Raw genomic sequence first — 21,733 nt, forward strand, 5'->3', positions numbered from 1 at the left:
TTTATGGAATCTCTCACTTATGCTCAGCAACAACTTTATGATTGGCTGGTGGATTACATTAGTCAACATCAACACGCGCCTTCAATTCGGCAGATGATGCTGGCAATGAAACTAAAGTCGCCAGCGCCAGTTCAGAGTCGCCTGGAACATTTGCGTGCGAAAGGTTATATCGATTGGGCGGAGGGAAAAGCGCGCACAATTAGGATTGTCCGCTCTGGTGGGAATGGAGTGCCAGTTTTGGGAGCGATCGCTGCTGGCGGTCTTGTAGAACCCTTCACCGACACTGTAGAGCATCTGGATATATCTGACTTATTCCGTCAGCCAGATTATTTTGCTCTCCGCGTGGTGGGAGACAGCATGATAGATGACCAAATTGCCGAAGGTGATATGGTCATCATGCGACCCGTACTAGAGCCAGACCGGGTAAAAAATGGCACCATTGTCGCGGCGCGAGTGGAAGGAGTTGGCACAACGTTAAAACGCTATCACCGTCAAGGAGAGCAGATTACGCTTAAACCAGCTAATCCCAAATACGACCCGATTAAGGTGAAGGCAACTAGGGTTCAGGTGCAGGGTGTGTTAGTAGGTGTCTGGCGCGGCTGTGAAGCTACTACGAAATCCTCTTCTCGAAGGCGATCGCATTAACCAAGGCGCTACTTTTCCGGAAAAGGCTTCTCTCTATGGGATGATGACACAATACAAAAGAGTCATAACCCATTAGTTTTAAGTTCTTAGTCATTAGTCCGTTGGAGTTGGAAAGTTGGAAAGTTGTTATAACCTGACAACGTTTCAAGCTTTAAACTTTATAACTCTTTTCTGACTAATGACTACAGACTATTAACTAATAACTAATCAGATTGTGAGGAGCCTTTTTCAGTCGTGAAAGAAACCCAATCTTTTTTAAAAGTTTTTCAAAGCCGCAAGATGGCAGCGCTGTTGTTTTTGGGCTTTTCATCAGGTTTGCCTTTGTTTTTAACGAGTAAGACGTTGCAAGCCTGGATGACCGTTGAAAACGTTAATTTGGGCGCGATTGGGTTGTTTAGCTTGGTCGGTTTGCCCTACTCGCTCAAGTTTATTTGGTCGCCCTTACTTGACCGCTTTATACCGCCGTTTTTGGGGCGGCGTCGTGGCTGGTTGGTACTGACTCAAGGGGCGTTGTTGGTAGCGATCGCAGCAATGGCTCTGCAAAAGCCATCGCAAGCCCTGCAACTGTTAGCCATTAATGCCTTGCTGATTGCCTTCTTCAGTGCGACTCAGGACATCGCTGCCGATGCCTATCGTACTGATGTTTTAGAAGAACGGGAAATGGGAGCCGGTGCAGCGATTTTTGTTTTAGGATATCGCGTTGCTTTGCTCATCACTGGTGGTCTGGCGCTGGTTTTGGCAGATAAATATAAAATGCCTTGGGGGACGGTTTACTTGTTGATGGCACTGCTAATGGGAGTTGGGTTAGTAAGTGCGATTTTGGCACCGGAACCTATAGAACGCGATCGCCCACCCGCTTCTTTATCTGATGCCGTGAGGTTGCCATTTATCGAATTCTTTCAACGTAATGGTCAACTCCAAGGACTTTTAATTCTAGTTTTTATCGTCCTCTACAAGCTGGGTGACGCGCTAGTTAATAATATGTCTACGCCCTTTTTGTTAGAGAAGACAGGGTTAAACTTCAGTCCCACAGACGTAGGTACGATTCAGAACACTTTGGGACTACTGGCGAGCATTGTTGGCATTCTTGCCGGAGGTGCCATTCTCAACAAAATCGGTGTTAATCGCTCCCTTTGGGTATTTGGCGGTTTGCAAGCGGTGAGCAATTTAGCTTACTTGATACTCGCACAAGTTGGTAAAAACTATCAGTTATTGGTACTTACCATCAACATTGAAAACTTTTGTGCTGGACTGGGAAATGCCGCTTTTGTTGCATTTTTGATGAGTCTTTGCAATCAGCGCTTCTCAGCAACTCAGTATGCTTTACTCTCAAGTTTGATGGCAGTCAGCCGTGATATTTTGGTTGCTCCAGCAGGTAGGTTAGCAGAAGTCACTGGTTGGCCTTTGTTTTTCCTGATTAGTATCGCCGCTGCCTTGCCTGGATTAGTCCTTTTGCCAGTGTTTGCCCCCTGGAATCCTCGTTCTATTCCAGATATGTCAATACTGGGACTCGACGAACAAGACGATGAACCTTATTAGTTGTAGGATAGAATGAGAAAGCTTAACAATTCTTCAATTTAGTTTTCGGAAAATTCTCCCGCTCCTACAGCTACAAATATGGCTATCATTCGCGAATACATTGCCCCATTCCTAGCAATATTTATCTTTTTGATTGCACTGGTAGCAGTCAGCGCCAGGATATTTTTACCATCAGATATGGCAGCACCAGCACCGATTGAGGAAGTAAATCCCCAGCGGGAGAAAGCCCAGTTGCCAGCAGCAGTCAGCTTTTTGCTGCCAAGCGACTCCTAAACTTAAATGCTGCCTCCAGGTTACGGGTTGCGTGAAGGGTCAGGGCTAGATCGAGCCAAGCTGCTGAAGTTTATGCAGCTGACTTACCAGGAACTTTTCCCGGAACAGCAAGATTTTTCTCATCTAGCTGAGACTGTTGAAAGTTACTTTTCAAGCAAAACGCCTCTGTGGTGGGTTGAACCTAAAGATGATCGTCCTTCCCCTGTAGCGTGTCTGTGGCTGGGAAATGCCGTAGATCAGGTTACAGGCGATCGCCATGCTCACATTTTTTTGCTCTACGTCTTGCCAGAACACCGTCGTCGTGGTATAGGGAAAGCTTTGGTAGATAGTGCCGAAAACTGGGCAAGAGCAAGAGGCGATCGCCAAATGGGTCTACAAGTCTTTCAAACCAACCAACCCGCTTTAAATCTTTACCGCCAGCTTGGGTACCAAACCCAGTCTTTGTGCATGCTCAAACCACTTTAAAGAAGATACTCCAAAAAGAAAAATTCCTCGTTCCCAGGCTCAGCCTGGGAACCCTTAAATAGAGGTGCCTACTCACACCAAATTAGCATTAACTTTTCGGGCGACCGAAGCCTTTTGCCTGTTTCTTCCCTTTTTTAGCCTGAGAAATTCCTGAAGATGGCTTATCAGATTTCACAGAAGATGCCTGCGGCTGCTGTGGCTCAACAGAATCAGAAGGCATAAACTGCTTACCACACTCTTTGCAAACGTACCTTTGCTTTTCCTTGTAATGCCCATTTTTCCTGACCTCAGTGGCTCCGCATTTAGGACAGGTAATCTGAGGCATCTCACTTTCTGCGGCTTTCTGGTCGGCTGCGGGTGAGGGTGCGACAGCAGACTGGTTCTGGTCGGCGGCTGGGTTCTGGAAAACAGACGTAACTGCCTCAATTGCCGATGCCGCTTGGTCTAAAAGAGTAGGCTGTTGGGTGGCTTCGGGTTCATCTGAGGGCGTTTCAGGCACCTCCTGAACAACAGCATCCGCAGCAGTAGTCTCCTGAGTCGGTTCCTCTGATGCTGGAGATACAGAGGCAGGTGTTTCGGCTTCCACCTTGGTCGGCGAGGATTCTACAGTAGCATCAGACTCGTTCTGGTCGGTTTCTGGCTTCTGGAAAACAGATAAAACTGCCTCAATTGCCGATGCCGCCTTGTCTAAAAGAGTAGGCTGTTGGGTTGCTCCGGGTTCATCTGAGGGCGTTTCAGGCATCTCTTCAACAACAGCATCCGCAGCCGTAGTTTCCTCTGTTGATTGGTCTGATACTGGATCAGCCGCAGGTGTTTCGGCTTCGACCGGGGAAACTTCAACTTTTGGTGTTTCCTCAACACCCACAGCATCTGGTGTTTCGGCTTCGACTGGGGAAACTTCAACTTTTGCTGTTTCCTCAACACCGACAGCATCTGGTGTTTCGGCTTCGACCGGGGAAACTTCAACTTTTGGTGTTTCCTCAACACCGACAGGTGCCGAGGAAGCCTGATGGCTCAGGTCTTCTGGCTTTTGCCAATCAGACACTGTAGTAGCAGGCTTCCAGTTGGGGTCAGGTTGGGGAATTTTGAATGCTATAATTTCCGGCGATCGCTTCTTTTTAGGAGTAGTCATGCGGCTAATGCGATCGCCTATATTTTCTGCGATCACATAGGTGACTGGAAGCACTGTTGGTTTCGAGACAGCCTCCCGCACCAAGGCAGCAACGTGTTCAGATGGATCGGGGGCTGCTTCCGGTACAGGTGGCACCGTAGATGGCACCGACGACGAAAAGTTGAGCGGCGGCGGCGATGGCATCTGTGACTGGTGCGATTCGTATTGTCGCCCAAGTGCGGGTACAAACCGCATGGAACGAACCATGCGTCGATATGGCTCTAGGTGTTCTGTCACATTCCTCCCCCTGTTATCTAGCATTAAAATTAAAGGTTCTTGGTGTCGTGTACTATACCAAATTCAACTTTTTGATCGGGGTAACAAACTCATAATGTTAGTTTTCTTAACTTTCGTGCGTCTCCAGAGCAGGTAATGCTGATAGACACTAGAGGAATTTAGATCGGTAGTGATACTTTATAGAGTTATGTATGAAGACGATGATGACCTAAGCTTACTCGATCCAGAAACCGAGCTAGAAAGCCCTCTGGACAAAATAGAGCCGCTCGATGCCCTGGAACAAGCTAAGCCAGATCCAGAGGCGATGTTGGCGCTGCTGGAGGCACCGGGAACGCAGCAACGGATGCTAGCGGCGCGAGCTTTTTGCGAACTTCAGGATGAACGAGCTATTCCCCATTTGATTCGCCTGTTGAGTGACCCCTGTCCCTTGGTGCGGGTGAGTGCGGCTTATGGCTTGGGGCGCAATCCCAGTCCCACCGCCGTAGAGCCATTGATTTCTCGGCTATCCCTTGATTGGAACGGCTATGTCCGCAAAGGCGTAGTCTGGGCTTTGGGAAATTGCCGCGATCGCCGTTCCTTAGCACCCCTCACCGATGCCTTAAAAACAGATATTTCTGCCGTCCGTTTGTGGGCAGCTAGCGGACTAGCTCAAATGGCTGGGTTGGGCTACGAGGCTATTGTGGCATCAATTCCATGCCTAATTGAAGCCTTAAGGCAAGACCCGATCGCCGCAGTTCGCAGCAACTGTGCCTGGTCTTTGGGACAACTGTGCCGGGAAATGCCTTCTAATGCTGTCTACGGTACTACCATTGATGCCTTGATTGAGGCATTCGCAGAAGATGAAGAAATGGGTGTCCGAGAAGATGCTAAAGCCGCACTTTTGAGAGTCGGAGATCCACGAGGTCTTCAGCTGATTGAAACGATAGAACTGGAAGGGTTGTTGTAGGGGATTGGGGATTAGGGACTGGGGATTGGGGATTGGAGATGGGGAATTGGGAATTGGACTGATGATTACTGACCAATTAGCTGCAAATACTCTGACACAGATCGTTCTATGCTAAAGTCTTGCGATCGCTTCCTCAACTGGGGCGCATCAATTGGATTTTCTAGAGCAAGTTGCATCGCTTGAGCTAATGCAGTAACATCTCCCACTGGCACCAAACGACCATATTTTCCCTGTGCCAAAATCTCACTAGGGCCATTCGGACAGTCTGTGGAAACCACCTGACAACCACAAGCGATCGCTTCAATCAAAACTGTTGGCAAACCTTCCCAACGAGACGACAGCACAAAAGCAGCCGCCCGACTCATAAAAGCATAAGGATTTTTCACAAATCCCGGCAGAGAAACATCGTTTTCTAAACCCAACTGAACAACCAAAGCTTGTAAATTTTTTCGCAACTCGCCTTCTCCTAAAATTAACAACCGCACCTTTTGTTGTAACCGCAGACGAGCAAAAGCATGAAGCAAAGTTGGAAAATCTTTTTGTGTTGTTAGTCGTCCAACAGCTAATATCACAGGTGGTTGATTTGCTTGAAACCAAGGATGATCTAAAGGTGCTTGTGCATCTAGAAATAGATTGGGATCTACAACCGGGTTGTAAATCGCCTGCACTGTCCCCGGTTTCATGCTTAAATATGTTTCAAGCTCTTGCGCCATCCCTCTTGATACAGCTATAACTGCATCCGCTTGCGCGTAAAGCGATCGCCTGAATATCCTTAGCAGCGAACTGCTACTATTGGCTAGGGGCAGGTGTTCGACTAATGCTAAGCATACCGGAACGAAGGCTAAATTCCGCGCGATCGCAACAACTGCATTAGTAAACACTAAGTGAGAAATTAATAAATCCGGCTTTTCTTCCCTTAAATAACGTACTAAAGGAGGTACAAGTTTTATCGCACTTTGCGTTTTGTAAGCAATTTTAGTTTTTAAATCAACTATTCTTACCTGCTTTGGAACATCTTTTATGTATGGTTTATCCAGGGCAAAATCTAATACTAAATCTGGCACATATCCTCGTATAACCAGCCCTTTTAACAAATTTATTACTACCTTTGTCATCCCCCCGCCGCCAGCCGGATTCGCCAGAATAGCTATGCGTACAGGTTTAGAAATAACAGCATTCATAATTTAATTATTAGCTATCTAGTATAACCCTAGTCTTTTGTAGTCTCTTGTAGGTTGGGTTTCCCTATGGCTCAAGCGAATCTTAGTATCTCATCCAATTGAAAATAGCTATAACATCCCTCTCGGAAATAGTTCCATAAGTTCTTTGGCAGTAGATTTTATTTGTCCTGGTTCTTTAACAAATCTGCAAAAAGGAATAAATTTAGTCCAACTCTCATAAAATCCTTCATTCTTGTAATAAGAATTAGGCAAAAATATATGAGGAATGCCTAATATAATACAAAGAATATGACCGTGCAAGCGATTGGTAATAATTAGACGATGTTGATAAAATTGATAAATTCCACTGTGGATAAAACTCCACGATTTGCGATGAATAGCAGAATTATACATCCCGTTAAATTTCGAGATATATAGATGGGATTGTTGCCATTTTTGCCGAGATATCCAGTCGTCAGGAGTTTTTAAACCTCTTTGCCAGAATTCTCGAACAAGTGTAGCTATACTTTGATTAAGTTTAGAGTCTGGATGTCCATACACCCACTTGAATGAAACCCAGTCTTCTACAACTAAATTTGGTATAGCGATCGCATCTGGAGAAAATTTCTCATTCAGCTCTCTGTCTTGTCTGTAGAGATATAATATTGAGTCTTTAGGTTTATAATTTAATTGTAACCCAGGCATTCCCAGCATTTCAAATGCCATGTCAGGCGCTTTAATTACCTGAGCGTTACATAAATTTTCAATAGCGATTTTATGACTATAATTATCGCGAGTAAATAAAATTAAATTTGGATGCTGGTTAATGACTTCTGCTGACCTTTTTAAGTTATCTGGATTAGCAAAGTATATGCTTTGAGGTAAAATTATAATTGGTTTATCTTTGTATTGAGTAATTATTTTTTCTCGAAACTTTTGTATATTAGGCCAGAGATCGCCAAAATTACCGCCCCCACTGAGGAAAATAGGAGCATTTCCAGCCTCTTTTTCCATTGCTTCTCCAGAAAAATTTGTAAGATTGGCGACGTATTTAATTTTTGTCTTTAAAATATCATTTAAGTAAAGTATAGTCCCCATCCATATGAGATGGTCGCCTAGATTTAAGTAGTTAGGATAGTCTAGTAAGGCACACTCTTCAAATCTTTCTAGTTTAGCCAACGATTTATGCAGAATATCTTTAAGGTTTTCAGGAGGGGAAACATTCATATATGTATGATTTTTGTTGAGGCACTACGCTTTGATATCGCTGTCAGGCTGGCTGGCACTTATTGTAGATGGTTTTGGTTTAATTCGTAACGAATAATATAAACCAATAAAATTTAAGTAAAAAATATATTTAATTTTAATTCAAAAAATATTACTTTTAGCTAAGTAGGCAGGCTTAATAGTTAACAGATTATAATATAGTAGAGTTCAGAAAGCTTTGTATCGTGTAATTCCCGTTAAACAACAGTTATTTTTTCATAATGGTTGACTTTACGGTGGCAATCTGTACTCACAACGGAGAAAACCGATTACCAGAAGTTTTGGAAAGACTGCGATCGCAAATTCATACAGAGCAGATTTCCTGGGAAATTCTTGTAATCGACAACAATAGTACTGATCGTACAGCAAAAGTTGTTCAAGACTACCAAGCTAACTGGTGTCCAGCGTATCCATTAACCTACGGTTTTGAACCTCAAAAAGGACTGGCATTTGCCAGACAACGAGCCGTTACCGAAGCTAAAGGCAGATTCATCGGGTTTCTCGATGACGATAACTTACCGAACCCTGAATGGGTTTCAGTAGCTTATAGTTTTGGTCAGGAGCATCCAAAAGCTGGAGCCTACAACGGTTGCATCAAGGGTGACTTTGAGGTTAATCCTCCTGAAGATTTTGAGAAAGTAGCCTGCTTTCTAGCAATTGTAGATCGCGGCTCAAAAGCATTTATATATGAACGTTATAACAAAATTTTGCCTCCTGGTTCAGGATTAGTCGTCCGCCAGCAAGCATGGCTTGAAAATGTACCTAGCCAACTTATTCTCAAGGGGAGAGTGGGGGAATCCATGTTAGCTAGTGAAGACCTAGAAGCGCTCTCATATATTCAGAATGGTGGTTGGGAGATTTGGTACAACCCACAGATGCAGATTGCTCATAAAATTCCCCATTGGCGAATGGAGCGAAACTACTTAATCTCTGTTGTACGCGGGATTGGCTTAGCTCGACACCATATCCGCATGATTCGGCTAAAAGTTTGGCAGAGACCTTTTGCTTTTCCCATCTATATCATCAACGATTTGCGGAAATTCATCTACCTGTTCGTCAAGTATCAAGTAGTTCAGAAAGCAGATATTGCTGCTGCTTGTGACATGGAGTTTTCACTGAGTAGTTTAATCAGTCCTTTTTACCTGTGGAGTCAATCTTTTAAGACAAGAAAGTAGGGTGGTTTCTTCCCACCCTACTTTCTCTGGTTGACTGATAAATCAAAGATAGCTCTTGCCCAAACCGCCCTCACCCTAGCCCTCTTTTACAGGGAGAGGGAACAAGATTCGGATTCGCTCCCCTCTCCCAGAGGGATAGGGATTGGGGGTGAGGGCGATAGAGTTTTGTCAATCAATCACCCTACATTAGATTCGCTTGCTTGAGAAATAATCTCAAAAAATCAAGGCAAGAAACATACTTCTGCTTCTCACCCCAATTATATTTAATTTGCTTGAGAATTAAAAACTAGCTAGCTTGGCTACGTTTGCGACGACGAGAAGCAACTAACAACCCACCTACAAGTCCCAGACCAGCAAGAGTTGTTGGTTCAGGAACGGAAGCTGAAGCTGTTTTGGCTCCTGCTAGAGCAAAGTCACTGTATCTGTAACTTGTTCCAGCTTCCTGGGGAGATGTCAATACAATGCTGGAAACTGCTGTAGTTCCGAAAGGATTCAGAATACTGTACAAGCCGCCGCCAGACTTATTAGAGGGGCTTAATGCGGTGACTAACTGCTCTATACCGTTCCAGTTCCACTGAGCCTGAGTAGCACTAAGAACCTTTAGGGTTCCAGTAAACCCACCTGCTGTAACTTGAGCAACTTCGTTGAGGAAGTCGCCGAACTCGCCTCTCTTGTACAGGAAAGACAAATCGAGGGATTCAAATATTGTAGGTTTCTCAACCGATAAGGTGAGGGTTTCGCCGAAGTCAGTTTCTTGCTGACTTCCAAGATTTGCTTTGCTGGAATCGTTGTATACACCTACACCCTTGACCCCATTAACTTCTTTCTTGGTCAGTTTCGCACCACCGGAAACCGGGTTAGTTGCACCAGCTGTAAGTGTAATGCCGTCATCAGTGGTGCATGAAGAAAGACCAGAAGCAGAAGCCGTATTGTTACCGAGATTCTCCAGGGGAACAGCCGCACAGCCTCCCAAATCAGTGCCGGAATTAAAGCTAAATGCTTGGGCGGGAGCTACGGAGAGCGCGAGGGCGCTGCTAGCGAGTAAACCAACGATAGTTGAAGCTTGTTTGAGTTTCATGAGGTTCTGTTTGAGGATCGAGGTGGTTTTCAAGATTTCAATCTCCGCATATTTAGCGTTTGAGTTGAGTGACTATTTTTTAGTAGAACCGGGCAAGTTGCTTGAGTGTTAAGGATGATTGTGTCGGAAACTACTTAAGCACCTGATGGACGAAACTCAGTTATCTAAGGGATCACTCTAGCTTTGAATTCTCAACTCAGTAGGTCGCGTAAATAAGCTTGATTGCTTTTGTTATTCTCACTATAGGGGTTACTACTAGAGGTTGGCAAGAATGCGGACGTAACTTCACTTACTCTTCAAGATGTTTCGTACTTTCGGGAGATTTTTATAAAGTTGGGGTAAAAGGAGGATGAAATAAGTCAATATTTAATTATTTCAATTTTCCTTGCTTAGGAATAAATAAAACTAATAAAAATATCCGTCAAATTACTGATGCTCAAATCATATTTTTTCGGAAAACACTGAGAAACTTGCTTGACAAGTAACTGTAATTAAAAAATTCTATGGGAAAATACTTAATTGGATAGGCGCAAAAACAGGCGAAGCACTTGTACACAAGTTTGCAGATTAAGCGCTGGTTAACTTGGTAAATGCTTCGCCCTAGGTGTGAAAATAAACTTTTTTAGGTTAGTATACGCTTGCTCAAATCGATTCCTTGATCGGCAACACTACAAACGCTATTAGACAGGCTAGGAGACGGATCTTAAAGAAGTTTTGGCTTCTTCGGCTACTTGCTCGACTTGATCATTTGCCAAAGCTTCTAGTGTGGAGCGTGCCTCTGTGCCGCCTAACCTGTTGAGCGCGTGTACTACTCGGTAGCGGATTTGCCAGTCTGGATGGGTAGCATAGGGAACGATGAGGGAAACTGCTCGCGGATCTCCTAGTTCTCCTAGTGAGGAAATAGCAGCTGTTTGTACCAGGTCGTTATCGGAGGTGAGGGCTTCTTGTAACAGGTCAAAAGCTCGCTCGTCGCCCATTTCCCCCAAGGCGGCAATAATACTGAATTTGACGAGCCATTCGGGGCTTTGTTGGTAAACTTGCTGCAAGTCTAAGAAGGCATCTTTTAGCTTCAGCGCTCCCAGCGCATCAGCAGCAGCAGCTTGTACGTCGGCTTCAGGGTCGTTGAAGAGGCGATCGCGTAATATTGTTAAACTTTTTTCTAAATCTTGGTGTCCCAGCGTATCCATCTGGCTGACAGCTGCATATCGAACTCTGGTATTGCTGTCAGTAACAACAGGTTGAATTAGTTCAAATGCGATCGCTACTTCTAACTGGCGCAACTGGTTAATCGCACGGATGCGATCGCCAAAATTATCTGAACCCAGCAATTCTTTAACAGACTCAGGGGTAATGCTCATTAGTATTTGTTGTTAGTTGTCGTAGATGTTTGAAGGTTGGATTAAAAGGTTGGGTAGGGATTTTACTTTCTTACTCTTAGGGTGAGTAATGATAGGTACTACATTTCTGCCGCCATTGCCCGCACAATATCCCCACGAGTGAGGATGCCAATCACTTGCTCTGATTGATCAATCACTGGCAAACGGCGCACATTTCGCTCGTGCATTAGCGCGGCGGCTTCCCGCAAGAATTTATCAGGTGCAATTGTAATTGCATCAGAGGTCATTACTTCCCCGACTGTTTGCCCCAGCGCCTTATGCAGTTCTCGTTCGTAAGTGCCTGGGTTTTGCAGATAAATCACACTGTCTAGAAACATGATGTAAGCGGGGGGAGTCGCCCCGGTTTCTTGCCACATCAAGTCGGTTTCTGAGATTACCCCCACCAATTTTCCATTTTCATCCACCACTGGCAAACCGCTGATGCGTCGTTCTGCCAGGATTTGGATAGCCTCTTTGAGAGGCGTGTCAGTCCGCACCAAAATAGGGTCGCGGCTCATAACGTCGGCTACAGTTTTCGACATACGTGGCTCACATCTGTCACAGGATGGGTAGCTTTATTGTAGGTAATTGCGGGGATCAATAGCTATTAGCAAATTCTGTTTCGCAGTAGGCGCAAAGGATATGGGTGCAGTTAGCGATCGCTCCCAAATGAGCAATCTCGTAACCGTGCGTGTTTTGTGTGGCAAAGGAGAGACAAGCTGCACGAGCAACATGACCGAACTTCATCGCAATTGAGGCATCGCTGCCAAAACCACTCAACGTCGCCAATTGCACCGGAATAAACAGCTTTTGCGCTACTTGCCGTATCTGCCAATTCAGCGTTTCATCATAGATGCCATAGCCATCCTGAGAAAGCAGCACTGGCGCTACTCCGTCTGCAACTGGGTATTCCGGCGACAATGGGCAGATTTCCAAGGCAATCAAAGCATCTACGTGCTGCTTCTGGGTAAAGTACATCGCGCCAATTGCGCCAACTTCTTCTTTAGCAGAAGCCACCAAATAAACATCAACTGCTGGCTTTTTTACCGTTTCCGCCAGCGCCAACAAAATCGCCACAGATGCCTTATTATCCAGCGTATAACTGGCAATCCAATCCTTCATTCTTACCGGGCGCTTGCGATGCTTCCCGACTACCATTCGGGTTCCCGGTCGAATTCCTGCTGCTTCTAGTTCTGGGAGGGTGCATTTAGTTTCCACCCAGGCATCTTCCCAACGCACCGGAGTATCTTCTTGCTGAGACTTTTGGGGGGATTCGTGGGAAATGTGACGCGATCCAAAAGAGAGAATTCCGGTAATCGTTTGCTCGTCTCCCAGTAAGTCTACAGCGCCTTCGCCATAAACCCAAGGAAAGGAGCCTCCAAGACGGCGAACTTCTACCCGTCCCTCGTTACCAACTTGTTTGACGATGCCACCAATTTCGTCTTTGTGGGCGGTGATAGCGATCGCTTTTTGTGGATTTTGTCCCGCAATCTTGGCAATTACATTACCTGCACTATCCTGCCAAACTTCCACGCCAGCCGCCTGAAATCGCCTGATTAACAGCTGGTCAATTTCTCCTTCAGCGCCGCTGGGAGAATGGTGCAGCACTAATTCTTCAATCGTTTGGAAAAGATTGTCGTAATCCAACAAAGTCATGCTTACAAAGTAAAAACGCCTGACGACTAAAGTCAAGGGCGAACAACAAAGCCTGGATAGTGCGCGGGCTTTATTTTAGCCGTTGCGTTGACAGGCTTTGTTTTTGGAGCATCACGTTACCAAAAATGGGATGCTTCTACCCATTTACCATTTATACTTCAGTCGCCCCTGCTCTGACTTTTTTCTGTTTGCCTTTCAACACGGAACCCGCACCTAAAGCACCAAAAGCTAATATACCCAGCCCCGAAGCCGGTTCTGGAACGCTCTTTCCAGGTTCGGTTGGTGCTGTCAGCCTTGAATAGGCTAATTCTCCCAGTATCTTATGAGTTGCAGTTGACGGATGGATCAGATCCCAAAACAAATACTCGTTAGGATTCGTACATTGGTTGAATAAACAAGATTTGGTTACATTCGTGAAATTATATTTTGCTGGATTAGCGATCGCGTCATTAAATGCCGAATTAAAATCCAGGGAAATTAGGTTAACATCGGGCGCTAAATCGTCACTCAAATTATCCAGAGTTTTGAACAAACTGGAGTTATGCTTTTGTGTCAAAGCGTTGAGCCTATCAGCATCCGGAGTTCCGGAGGTGAGTGGCAGTTTGCCCAAATCTGGCAAGTTAACTACCATAATATTTTTAGCTTCAAGTGCAGCCAGCGATCTAACCGCAGAGGTTATGTTTTCGATGGTTTTGTCAGGTTCTGTATAAGGCTTAAAACTGCTTTGTGTAGGTAAGTAATCATTAGCCCCAGCCAAGACTATATAGAGAGCATTTTTGTCAGCAGTCTGAGAAGCTGGTATCAGATTGGAAAAAAATCCAATCTGTTGCTGCAATCCTGGTAAAAGAGGAAAAATAGTGTTATCAGTTCCTGTTGTAGCACCGCCGAAAGCAAAGTTTATGCCTTGAATTGGCTGAGTACCCAAAGTGGGATCGGTGTACGGAGTCAGGCTTAAACCTAAATCTTGGGCGAGATAATCTACCCATACCGGGCCATTGGAGAAACGTCCATTAGAGTAGAAAGGGCTAGGAGGAATGATTGGGATAGTGGGATTGCTTGCGTTTAGAGCCGTGGACACATTGAAAACATTACCTGTGTCCGAGATACTGTCACCAAATACGTAAAGCCCGCTAAATAATGTTGCTGCCGTTGCCTTCAGCGGCAACATAAAAGATAAGAGGAAAAATCCTGTGGCGAGAATTTGTTTTTGCATAGTCATTTTCCTTCCTTTATTTTCTGCTGATTTTTAACTCTAAACCTTTTTCTGTGTATTTGCACACAGAAAATACATAGGTTGTGTGAATTTTATGTGAAGCTTTTGCTAAACTCAGAAAAAACCGGGGTAGCGAAAATATTACGGAGATCGGTCACGCCTAAGCTTAGAAAACGAAACCCAGCCCACTTATTTAGTAAAGCTATAGTAGTCCTAAATGATTCGTGAAGGCGAGATAGCCGATAACTCTTACGAAGTCGAAGTCGGGTATCTGAAGGGCTGGCTCAAAACTCTGCCGAGGATTGCTATATAACGCCTAAACAAGTTGTGAAATATATCTTCCTTTGTAGCGCTCCCTCATCACAAGAACGACAGGGTATGAGAGCCTATCCTACAGGTTACATAAGAAGGGTTGATTATACAGGGACTAATTTATTTAGGAATAAGTTGCTTTTGGGTATTAAGATTTAAGACGAATGGTACAATTATTAACTAATTGTGATTAGCAACCTTACCGACAAGATAACTATTTAATTGGATTTGATAATATGGCTTCGATGCCCAACTACCGCCCTAAACAAATGTCCTTGGGGCCTTTGGAAAGAGAGATATTGAGTATCATTTGGGAACTTGGTTCTGCCACCGTAAAGGATGTACACGAACGCATTTTGGCAGATCCTGAGCGAGAGTTAGCTTATACTTCAGTCACAACGGTACTGCGTCGCTTGACTGAGAAAGGTTGGCTTGCGTGTGATAAAAAAGAACGTACATTTTCTTGGCGAGCTTTAGTTTCTCGCTCCCAGGCGCAGGTAATAGAAGCTCACGATCAGTTACACAAATTTTTGGCAGTGGGAAACCCGGATGTAGTCGCCGCCTTCGCAGATAGTCTCGACTCTGCGAGTTTAGAGCAAATAGAAGCGATCGCGCTTCGTCTGGCAGCTGCACGCCAAGCTAGAGAGGAGTAAAAGTAATGCACTTAGTGATGATTCTTTTTGCGCTCTTGTTGATTTGGTTTCTGAGATGGCGATGGTCTTATCCTGTAGGAAATTGGCAAGAACGTTGGCAAACAGCGCTTTGGTCATTTCTATTTGGGCCACTGTTACTAATAATGACAGCGATCGCGCTGCTGTGCATGGGTGCCAACGGACAAATGGGAGGGTTGCAAACCGGATGGTTCAGCTATTCTCTGGCTCTAAGCTTTCTAGGGTATGCTGTCGTTTTATGCCTCAAATTAGCCATTGAGGGATGGCGTTCTGTGCGACAAACACGCACTTATCCCCAAATCGAACTTGATGGCACAGTTCGTTTTCTCGACGCAAACGTTCTATTTAGCGCCCAGGTTGGTTTCTGGGAACCGGAATTAGTCGTTAGCCGGGGATTATTGGAAATGTTGGATACGGATCATCTCGATGCTGTAATTGCCCACGAGCAAGGACATTATTATTATCGGGATACCTTTTGGTTTTTCTGGCTCGGATGGATGCGATCGCTTACCTCTTTTCTACCGAATACAGAAAGTTTATGGCAGGAACTTTTGCTTTTGCGCGAACTACGAGCCGATAGATGGGCGGCACAAAAGGTAGATTCTTTAGTGTTAGCTGAATCTCTGCTTTGGGTGGGGAGTCGTTCACCGATTCAATCAGAGAACTTCTGTGCTGCTTTCAGTTCTGTTGCACCCCCAAATCGTTTGACGGAGCGCATAGAAGCGCTTCTCTCACAAGAACCATTGCCACGATGCCCTAATAATATGTGGTCTTGGAAGTGGTTAGTTTTGGCGTTTCTGCCTCTGGTTAGTTTGCCATTTCACACATAATTTGTGAGTCAAAATAAAAGAACCTCTCCCCGCCCTCGCCTGCGGCTCCGGCTCCCCTCCCCGCTTGCGGGGAGGGGTTGGGGGCGGGGTTCCGGATTCCAGAAAATTACGGGTAATCAACCAGGCTTGATATCAATTGTCAATTTGTCAAGTTGAAACCTTCAAACGTCATTAAATAATGACTAACTAATTGACGACGCGAGGAATACAACACCAATTGAGGATATAGCCAAACCTGCGAGTTGCAGAAAGGATAAACGTTGAGTGTTAAATTTCCCAATCGCCGCACTACCAAACCGGAAAGCACCAAAAGCAACGCCATACTGAATTAAAGTAAAACCCAGTAAGTAGGCAAATAGCGGAGTCATCCCAGCACCGATAATCGCCTCACCATAAGCGTAACCGTGAAATAAACCCGCGATCGCACCCAAAATTATCTGTAAAATCCAGTTAGGTTTATTTTGTTTTACCAGCATCGCCCCAAATGCGATCGCGCTTACAGCAATAATTATCTCTACTACTGGTAAATCAACGTTCAGTAAATGAATCCCAGTTCCTACCATTGCTGCTAGGACAAATCCCCCTGGTATCAGTGCGCCCTGCACTTGGCCAACCGCCAGTAAGCCAATAGCAATCACAAAAGCAAAATGATCCAAGCCAATCAGCGGGTGCGCCAGCCCTGAGAGAAACCCTTCAAAGAAATTAGAAGGTACGTTACCGCCCATAGGATGGTGAGCGTAAGCAGGCTTTTGGGCAATTAAACAGCCAACCCCAATTAAAGCAGCGACGCTTGTGTATCTTGGCAGTAGCTTGAACAAATTAAAGTGTTTAATTTTAGTCATAATCTGTACCTCGCAGATGTATCAAATTCTTTACTGTGGATTGGTAATTAGGATTGGGGATTGGGGAAGAGGAAAAATTCTTACCCAGTCCCAAGTCCCCAGTTCCTAGTCCCTAGTCCCTAGTCCCCAGCCCCTTTATCTCGCATCGGTGGGCATTCTGACTTAGAGGCTGTAACTAATGCCTCATCACAGCTGCGGGACAGCGCCGGACTTGCACCGAACTTTCCCCTTAACTCTGGTGGCTGCTCCTCACCAGAACCTATTGAGCAGAGCAATCATATCACTTCAGGGTTGGCATTTGAAAAAATGTCTGTAAAATTCACTGCAAAGGCTACGAAACCCTCAGAGTGAACGAACTTTATTTGAGGAGTGAGCGAATATGTGCCTAAGTGATCCCAATGGGGAAATCAATGAGGCGCTGGAGGAAATTTTGATAATTGATGACAACCAGCAACTTATTAAAAATTTGAAATTGCCTACAAGTAAAACTAAAAATTTGCAACCTATGCGTAAATCTCAAGGCATGAATTGGGGTTGGTTGCGTGAGAAAGTAACTGAAAGGGGGAGCGCACCTCAATCAAAGGGTGGCTCCCCAACGTACATCATTAATTACTGCTGATTTGGAGAACTTGAAGGTGTAGGTGATGGCTGGCTTTGTTGACGCTGACTCTGCAAAGTATCTTGAGCTGATATTCCTTCACCTTCAGCGCCAAAGTACCACAGAGCCGCCGCCGCCTCAGCACGAGTTACAGGTTTTTTCGGCTGGAACAACGTCGTATACCCAAAAACTCGCCGGATATTCGCTAAATCTCCATTCTGGAAATCCGCCAACACCGCCCGCAAAGCCTTTGGTTCAGTTTTGCCTGCATCCTGAAATCCCCACGTTTGCTTCACCGCGTCAACTGAAGCTGTGGGTAAAGAGGAGCGCGTATCTAGAGGCACTTTCCAGAGAATCAGATTTTCGCGGGTTAGAGGTGCATCGGGGCGAAATAGAACAGCGGTAGCATCACCTGTCAATCGACTGGGAATTAACCCCGACTCCGCTAAACCTTGAATAGCTGAAAAATCTGGGTTATTTCGGGGAATGTCTTGAAAAGCTGGTTGAGCGCTATTTGATGCCAAACGGATTTGTTTGCCTGGATTATTGGCATGAATTTGATTATTAACTGCAACCAGCCACCGGGCAAATTGGCGGCGGGTGATAGTTTTATTCGGTTCAAACTGTCCGCTGGCAGTTGAGTTATTTTTGGAGCCAACTGGTTGATTAAGTACCCCCAATGCTGCTAGGTCTTCTACGTACTGACGTAATTCTTGGGGTGCTTTATTTATATCAGTGAATACTGATGAGCTAGTTGAGGGAGCGGGATTTTCACTAGCTGGCTGAGTGAAAATATCTTTTAAATTACTCCCTTGAGGTGTTGTGGCAACGCTGGCATCGCGGCTATAGCTGATAGTAAATTCTGTGGCTATGTTTGAATTGTTACCAACAGCGGATTGAGTGGGCGTAGGCGTGGGGTTGCTAGTGCCAGAAACTGACTGGACGGACACCGTAACTTGCAGGTTATTCTGACGAGCTACCAATGTGTTTTCGGTGCCACCCGTTTCGGACTCGCTAACCAAATCCCAGTTATTAGATTGAAACTGTTGCTGGTAAAAGCTTAGAACTGAGTTACTGGGGGCATCGGTTGTAAAACGGGCTGTCTGACCTTGACCAGAGTCAGGTGTCGCTGGTGTGACTTCTTGCACCTGAGCATCTGAATAAAGGGGTATTTCTGCTGGAAAACCTGCCAGTTTATCGTTCTGAGGATTGTTGGGAGCAGGCGTTCCCAGAGTAATAGGGTTTTCTTTAAGTTTAGGGTCTGCTGCGAGCGATCGCTCAAGCGCTTCCTGATTAGCACTGTTGGCGCAAGCACTTAACGAAATCAACAAGCAACCGATTAACCCGACACGTATAGCAGGACGTTTATGAAGCAACACAGCACACTGGAAAACAACTCTTTCTTCCTACGCTAACGCATATCGTCAAGCTGGTTTCCTCTGTGTGTGTTTAAGGGCAGATAAATCAAATGCCAAAAACCGGGTAACTTTTAATTTACCCGGTTTCTACGTTTTGGGTTTCTTAAGAAGCTTAATTTACACTCACCCTCACCCGGCGACGCTTGCTTAGTCGAGAGCCACCCACAACTAAACCTACTACAGCAAGACCTCCAAGCCCAGTTGGTTCTGGCACATCTTTAAGTTCTCCCGCCAGTGCAACGCCATCATTAGCACACTCAACAAACACATGAGCTAAGTAGTCACCGCTACCAAGGAGAGATTTACTAAACTGGAAACCAATGGTTTCAGTACCGCTAGCAGCGAAGTGGGCAAAGTCCAGTCCAGCAGTAGTCAAAGCCCCGGCGGTGAGCATAGTAATATCGCCCACTTTTGTACCTGAACCAATTACATTGAGAACCGAGCCTTGACCGAAATATCTATAGCCATCAGCTTTGGTTGGCAAATCGGTGCCTAGAGTATTGGGTTGATACCATCCAGCATCATTGTATTGCTGCAAACTGCTGTATCCATTATTGATTCCAGTAACGCTAGCTGCTTGGACATTTTTGTATACGCCAGTGCTGGACGCATTAGAATCGTTTGCCCCTGCAAAGCGAATCCCAAACAAACTTTTTGCGTCACTAGCAGTTTTAAAATTATTACCCGTAAAGTTGAAGAACAAGTCGCCCCAGCCGATGTTTTTGTCAGCAGCCGCACTGGCGTAAGTGCCTGTTAATGGCATACCACCAGTCAGCGCTACAAAAATGCTGTCAGAGGTTTCCTTAACTGCCATGCCTTTGATGTCATAGGCTGAGCCACCAGAGCCATCATTGAAAGCATCAATACTATAGTTCCAATTTTGATATAAGGTTCCCGCATTAGCTTGTTGTCCAGTTATAGAAATCAGTCCTAGACTCGCAGCCATACCAGCAATTAAAGTAGCAATGTTCCGCAGTTGCATAGGATAGACAAACCTTTGTTTGCGTTAAATTTATCTAATTAAATTTATAGCTTTAATTTATTAATTAAGCCATAAATATTAAATGAAGATAGGCTAATTTTGGGCTAAGTAATTACTAAAAAATAATTTGTATTTATACGTAAGTAATAAAAAAGAATATCAATATATTTGGAGATTTTTACTGATGCTTGGGCAATAGGGGAGTGTTAGAAGCTCAAAATATTAAATTTTGGCTAGGTTGAGGTACCTCAACCCCACTTACAATTAATTTCTAACCCTCCCGTATTTGGCTTGAGTAAAGAGTAAAACAAAAAGAGTATTTGAAGGTTGAGAAATATTACAGCCTACTGTAATCCAATGGATCTAAACCAGAGGTCGCGTGGTATGTTGGCTTTTGACCGAAATGGGTCAGACTGTTTTTATGGCTCTTAACGCCAAATATTTTTAGCTGAAACTTCTATGACATCTGAGGAAAAAGATTTTGCTACATCAAGTGCGGCGGAAGTGGGGCTTCCGGCTGTAGCTAAGGGGGATGCTGCTGCTGAGGATGGAGTCAATCTGAAGCTAAGCGAATCGAAGCTCGTTGAAGCAGTGGACTCCAAGGGTGTAATGCCCGGTAAAAATACGGGTAAGACTTCGCTAAAGTTGCGGATATGGCAGCAAGTGGCGGAAAACCTGCAAATTTTGCTGATTGCCCTTTGTCTGGCGCTGTTTATTCGGACGTTTGTGGCAGAACCTCGCTATATTCCTTCTGATTCTATGCTGCCGACGTTGCAAGTGGGCGATCGCTTGGTGGTAGAAAAAATCTCTTACCGTTTTCACGCACCTAACCAAGGTGATATTGTCGTCTTTGACCCTCCCCAAAAATTACAAATTCAAGGCTACGCCAAAGACCAAGCCTTCATTAAACGAGTGATTGGCACGCCCGGTCACGTTGTTAAAGTTAAAAATGGCAAGGTCTACCTGGATAACTCTCCGCTACAGGAAGACTACATCGCAGAACCCCCAGAATATAACTGGGGGCCAGCGCTGGTGCCTGAAGACCACCTGCTTGTCATGGGCGATAATCGTAATAACAGCAATGATTCCCATGTTTGGGGATTTTTGCCTCAGAAAAATGTCATTGGTCGCGCCTTTTTTCGCTTTTGGCCTGCCAGTCGCATTAGTCGTGCTTAGTAGTCAGCAAAAATACCCAACGACTGTTGGCGGAGCCTGCGCGTTAGTCCTTAGTCGCGGCTATACAAATGAAGCCTGCTCTCGTCAGGTTTTGTTTGAGTAGCGCCATTTAGTCCAAGCGCACTTTTGCTATTGACTAAAACCTCATATAGTGCATTAGCTGCGCTGTCATCTGTCCAGGGAGTGATAGCCTAGCTTGAAAATCAGCCAGGTTGCGGTAAGCTCCGGCGGCGCGACGATTTGAAAAGATTGCTCTAGCAAGAATCAAGTCAACACCTGGAAGAAGCATTAGCTGCTCGATAGATGCTGTGTTAGGGTTCACCAGTTGCGTTGTGGAGGGACAATCGTCGTAGTAACAAAACCTCAAGAGTGGCTCCAGAGGTTTTAATCGCAATATCGGCATACTTAGTGCCGCAGCAATATCTTCTATACAGAGAAATTGTACTCCAGACTGGGCTAGGGAAACGAGCGATCGCGCTTGATGAATTGATAGCCCAGGTAGTCTCAGCCAGTCATCCACACTCGCCTGATTCACATCAATTTTGAGACCAAGACTAACTGCGATCGCCATTTCTTCGGTGGATTGCAGCCGATAGTAAGGATCTCCCAAAATCCGCGCCCGGATTGACTGTCGATTTGAGTTTATCTCTGGGCGCAGTCGAGTCGCCAATGGTAGCCAATCAAAAAGTGCCATTTTTTGGTAA

At 45.1% G+C, this 21,733-nt stretch carries 21 protein-coding genes, 1 pseudogene and 1 riboswitch; of the genes and pseudogenes, 10 read left to right on the forward strand and 12 right to left on the reverse strand.

Features of this window, described 5'->3' with window-relative positions:
- The first annotated feature begins 3 nt into the window (after window positions 1-3).
- The 4 genes from lexA to H6F74_RS03400 all read left to right on the forward strand — a co-directional run bounded on the left by lexA (window position 4) and on the right by H6F74_RS03400 (window position 2,922).
- A complete protein-coding gene (gene lexA / locus H6F74_RS03385) occupies window positions 4-645 on the forward strand; it encodes a transcriptional repressor LexA (protein WP_190436268.1) in 642 nt (213 codons plus the stop codon).
- 234 nt (window positions 646-879) lie between these two features.
- On the forward strand, window positions 880-2,184 hold the full coding sequence (locus H6F74_RS03390) for an MFS transporter (RefSeq protein ID WP_190436272.1): 1,305 nt from the start codon (window positions 880-882) through the stop codon (window positions 2,182-2,184).
- 78 nt (window positions 2,185-2,262) lie between these two features.
- Complete coding sequence (locus tag H6F74_RS03395) at window positions 2,263-2,457, forward strand: hypothetical protein (protein WP_190436275.1); 195 nt, start codon at window positions 2,263-2,265, stop codon at window positions 2,455-2,457.
- Between the two features lie 6 nt (window positions 2,458-2,463).
- A complete protein-coding gene (locus H6F74_RS03400; RefSeq protein ID WP_190436278.1) occupies window positions 2,464-2,922 on the forward strand; it encodes a GNAT family N-acetyltransferase in 459 nt (152 codons plus the stop codon).
- A 220-nt stretch (window positions 2,923-3,142) separates the two neighbouring features.
- On the opposite strand, the pseudogene H6F74_RS29820 reads toward H6F74_RS03400, so the two are convergent.
- Window positions 3,143-3,235: pseudogene (locus H6F74_RS29820) on the reverse strand (IS1 family transposase); the annotation flags it as partial.
- A 1,282-nt stretch (window positions 3,236-4,517) separates the two neighbouring features.
- Here H6F74_RS29820 and H6F74_RS03410 point away from each other — a divergent pair.
- Entirely contained in the window at window positions 4,518-5,276 is a 759-nt protein-coding gene (locus H6F74_RS03410) for a HEAT repeat domain-containing protein (RefSeq protein ID WP_190436282.1), read from the forward strand.
- 65 nt (window positions 5,277-5,341) lie between these two features.
- On the opposite strand, the gene H6F74_RS03415 is transcribed toward H6F74_RS03410, so the two are convergent.
- Both H6F74_RS03415 and H6F74_RS03420 read right to left on the reverse strand, forming a co-directional pair.
- A complete protein-coding gene (locus H6F74_RS03415) occupies window positions 5,342-6,457 on the reverse strand; it encodes a glycosyltransferase (protein WP_190436298.1) in 1,116 nt (371 codons plus the stop codon).
- A gap of 108 nt (window positions 6,458-6,565) precedes the next feature.
- Window positions 6,566-7,663, reverse strand: a complete 1,098-nt coding sequence (locus H6F74_RS03420; RefSeq protein ID WP_190436300.1) for a polysaccharide pyruvyl transferase family protein — start codon at window positions 7,661-7,663, stop codon at window positions 6,566-6,568.
- A gap of 260 nt (window positions 7,664-7,923) precedes the next feature.
- On the opposite strand from H6F74_RS03420, the gene hpsE reads away from it, so the two are divergent.
- Window positions 7,924-8,877 (forward strand): hormogonium polysaccharide biosynthesis glycosyltransferase HpsE, encoded by a 954-nt coding sequence (gene hpsE, locus H6F74_RS03425; protein ID WP_190436304.1) that lies wholly within the window; start codon window positions 7,924-7,926, stop codon window positions 8,875-8,877.
- Between the two features lie 286 nt (window positions 8,878-9,163).
- On the opposite strand, the gene H6F74_RS03430 is transcribed toward hpsE, so the two are convergent.
- From H6F74_RS03430 to H6F74_RS03450, 5 genes are all read right to left on the reverse strand, one after another.
- On the reverse strand, window positions 9,164-9,988 hold the full coding sequence (locus H6F74_RS03430; RefSeq protein WP_190436307.1) for a PEP-CTERM sorting domain-containing protein: 825 nt from the start codon (window positions 9,986-9,988) through the stop codon (window positions 9,164-9,166).
- A gap of 656 nt (window positions 9,989-10,644) precedes the next feature.
- A complete protein-coding gene (nblB, locus tag H6F74_RS03435) occupies window positions 10,645-11,313 on the reverse strand; it encodes a phycobilisome degradation protein NblB (RefSeq protein WP_190436310.1) in 669 nt (222 codons plus the stop codon).
- 98 nt (window positions 11,314-11,411) lie between these two features.
- Complete coding sequence (locus tag H6F74_RS03440) at window positions 11,412-11,873, reverse strand: CBS domain-containing protein (RefSeq protein WP_190436315.1); 462 nt, start codon at window positions 11,871-11,873, stop codon at window positions 11,412-11,414.
- Window positions 11,874-11,928: 55 nt separating this feature from the next.
- Window positions 11,929-12,987 carry a M20/M25/M40 family metallo-hydrolase gene (locus H6F74_RS03445; protein WP_190436318.1) on the reverse strand — a complete coding sequence of 353 codons (1,059 nt, stop codon included), beginning with the start codon at window positions 12,985-12,987 and terminating at the stop codon, window positions 11,929-11,931.
- Window positions 12,988-13,138: 151 nt separating this feature from the next.
- On the reverse strand, window positions 13,139-14,206 hold the full coding sequence (locus H6F74_RS03450; protein WP_199300791.1) for an SGNH/GDSL hydrolase family protein: 1,068 nt from the start codon (window positions 14,204-14,206) through the stop codon (window positions 13,139-13,141).
- Window positions 14,207-14,748: 542 nt separating this feature from the next.
- Between H6F74_RS03450 and H6F74_RS03455 the strand changes: the two genes are divergently transcribed.
- The gene (locus H6F74_RS03455) at window positions 14,749-15,165 is read left to right on the forward strand and encodes a BlaI/MecI/CopY family transcriptional regulator (protein WP_190425258.1); all 417 of its coding nucleotides are present in this window, start codon (window positions 14,749-14,751) and stop codon (window positions 15,163-15,165) included.
- Window positions 15,166-15,170: 5 nt separating this feature from the next.
- The gene (locus H6F74_RS03460; RefSeq protein ID WP_190436320.1) at window positions 15,171-16,013 is read left to right on the forward strand and encodes a M56 family metallopeptidase; all 843 of its coding nucleotides are present in this window, start codon (window positions 15,171-15,173) and stop codon (window positions 16,011-16,013) included.
- 182 nt (window positions 16,014-16,195) lie between these two features.
- Here the strand turns inward: H6F74_RS03460 and H6F74_RS03465 are convergent, their stop codons facing one another.
- Window positions 16,196-16,855 (reverse strand): HupE/UreJ family protein, encoded by a 660-nt coding sequence (locus H6F74_RS03465; protein ID WP_190436323.1) that lies wholly within the window; start codon window positions 16,853-16,855, stop codon window positions 16,196-16,198.
- A 129-nt stretch (window positions 16,856-16,984) separates the two neighbouring features.
- A riboswitch (cobalamin riboswitch) is annotated at window positions 16,985-17,133 on the reverse strand.
- A 101-nt stretch (window positions 17,134-17,234) separates the two neighbouring features.
- Here H6F74_RS03465 and H6F74_RS03470 point away from each other — a divergent pair.
- On the forward strand, window positions 17,235-17,474 hold the full coding sequence (locus H6F74_RS03470) for a hypothetical protein (protein WP_190436326.1): 240 nt from the start codon (window positions 17,235-17,237) through the stop codon (window positions 17,472-17,474).
- On the opposite strand, the gene H6F74_RS03475 is transcribed toward H6F74_RS03470, so the two are convergent.
- Both H6F74_RS03475 and H6F74_RS03480 read right to left on the reverse strand, forming a co-directional pair.
- Entirely contained in the window at window positions 17,465-18,832 is a 1,368-nt protein-coding gene (locus tag H6F74_RS03475) for an S-layer homology domain-containing protein (RefSeq protein ID WP_190436329.1), read from the reverse strand. The genes H6F74_RS03470 and H6F74_RS03475 overlap by 10 nt on opposite strands.
- 151 nt (window positions 18,833-18,983) lie before the next feature.
- Window positions 18,984-19,853: an XDD3 family exosortase-dependent surface protein gene (locus tag H6F74_RS03480; protein ID WP_199300792.1), complete on the reverse strand. Its 870-nt coding sequence runs from the start codon at window positions 19,851-19,853 to the stop codon at window positions 18,984-18,986.
- 609 nt (window positions 19,854-20,462) lie between these two features.
- On the opposite strand from H6F74_RS03480, the gene lepB reads away from it, so the two are divergent.
- A complete protein-coding gene (gene lepB / locus H6F74_RS03485; protein ID WP_199300802.1) occupies window positions 20,463-21,029 on the forward strand; it encodes a signal peptidase I in 567 nt (188 codons plus the stop codon).
- Between the two features lie 136 nt (window positions 21,030-21,165).
- On the opposite strand, the gene H6F74_RS03490 is transcribed toward lepB, so the two are convergent.
- Window positions 21,166-21,723 carry a ComEA family DNA-binding protein gene (locus H6F74_RS03490; RefSeq protein WP_190436335.1) on the reverse strand — a complete coding sequence of 186 codons (558 nt, stop codon included), beginning with the start codon at window positions 21,721-21,723 and terminating at the stop codon, window positions 21,166-21,168.
- Between the last annotated feature and the right edge of the window lie 10 nt (window positions 21,724-21,733).

Origin of the sequence: Trichocoleus sp. FACHB-90 (assembly GCF_014695505.1) — a bacterium.
Lineage (GTDB): Bacteria > Cyanobacteriota > Cyanobacteriia > Cyanobacteriales > FACHB-T130 > Funiculus > Funiculus sociatus.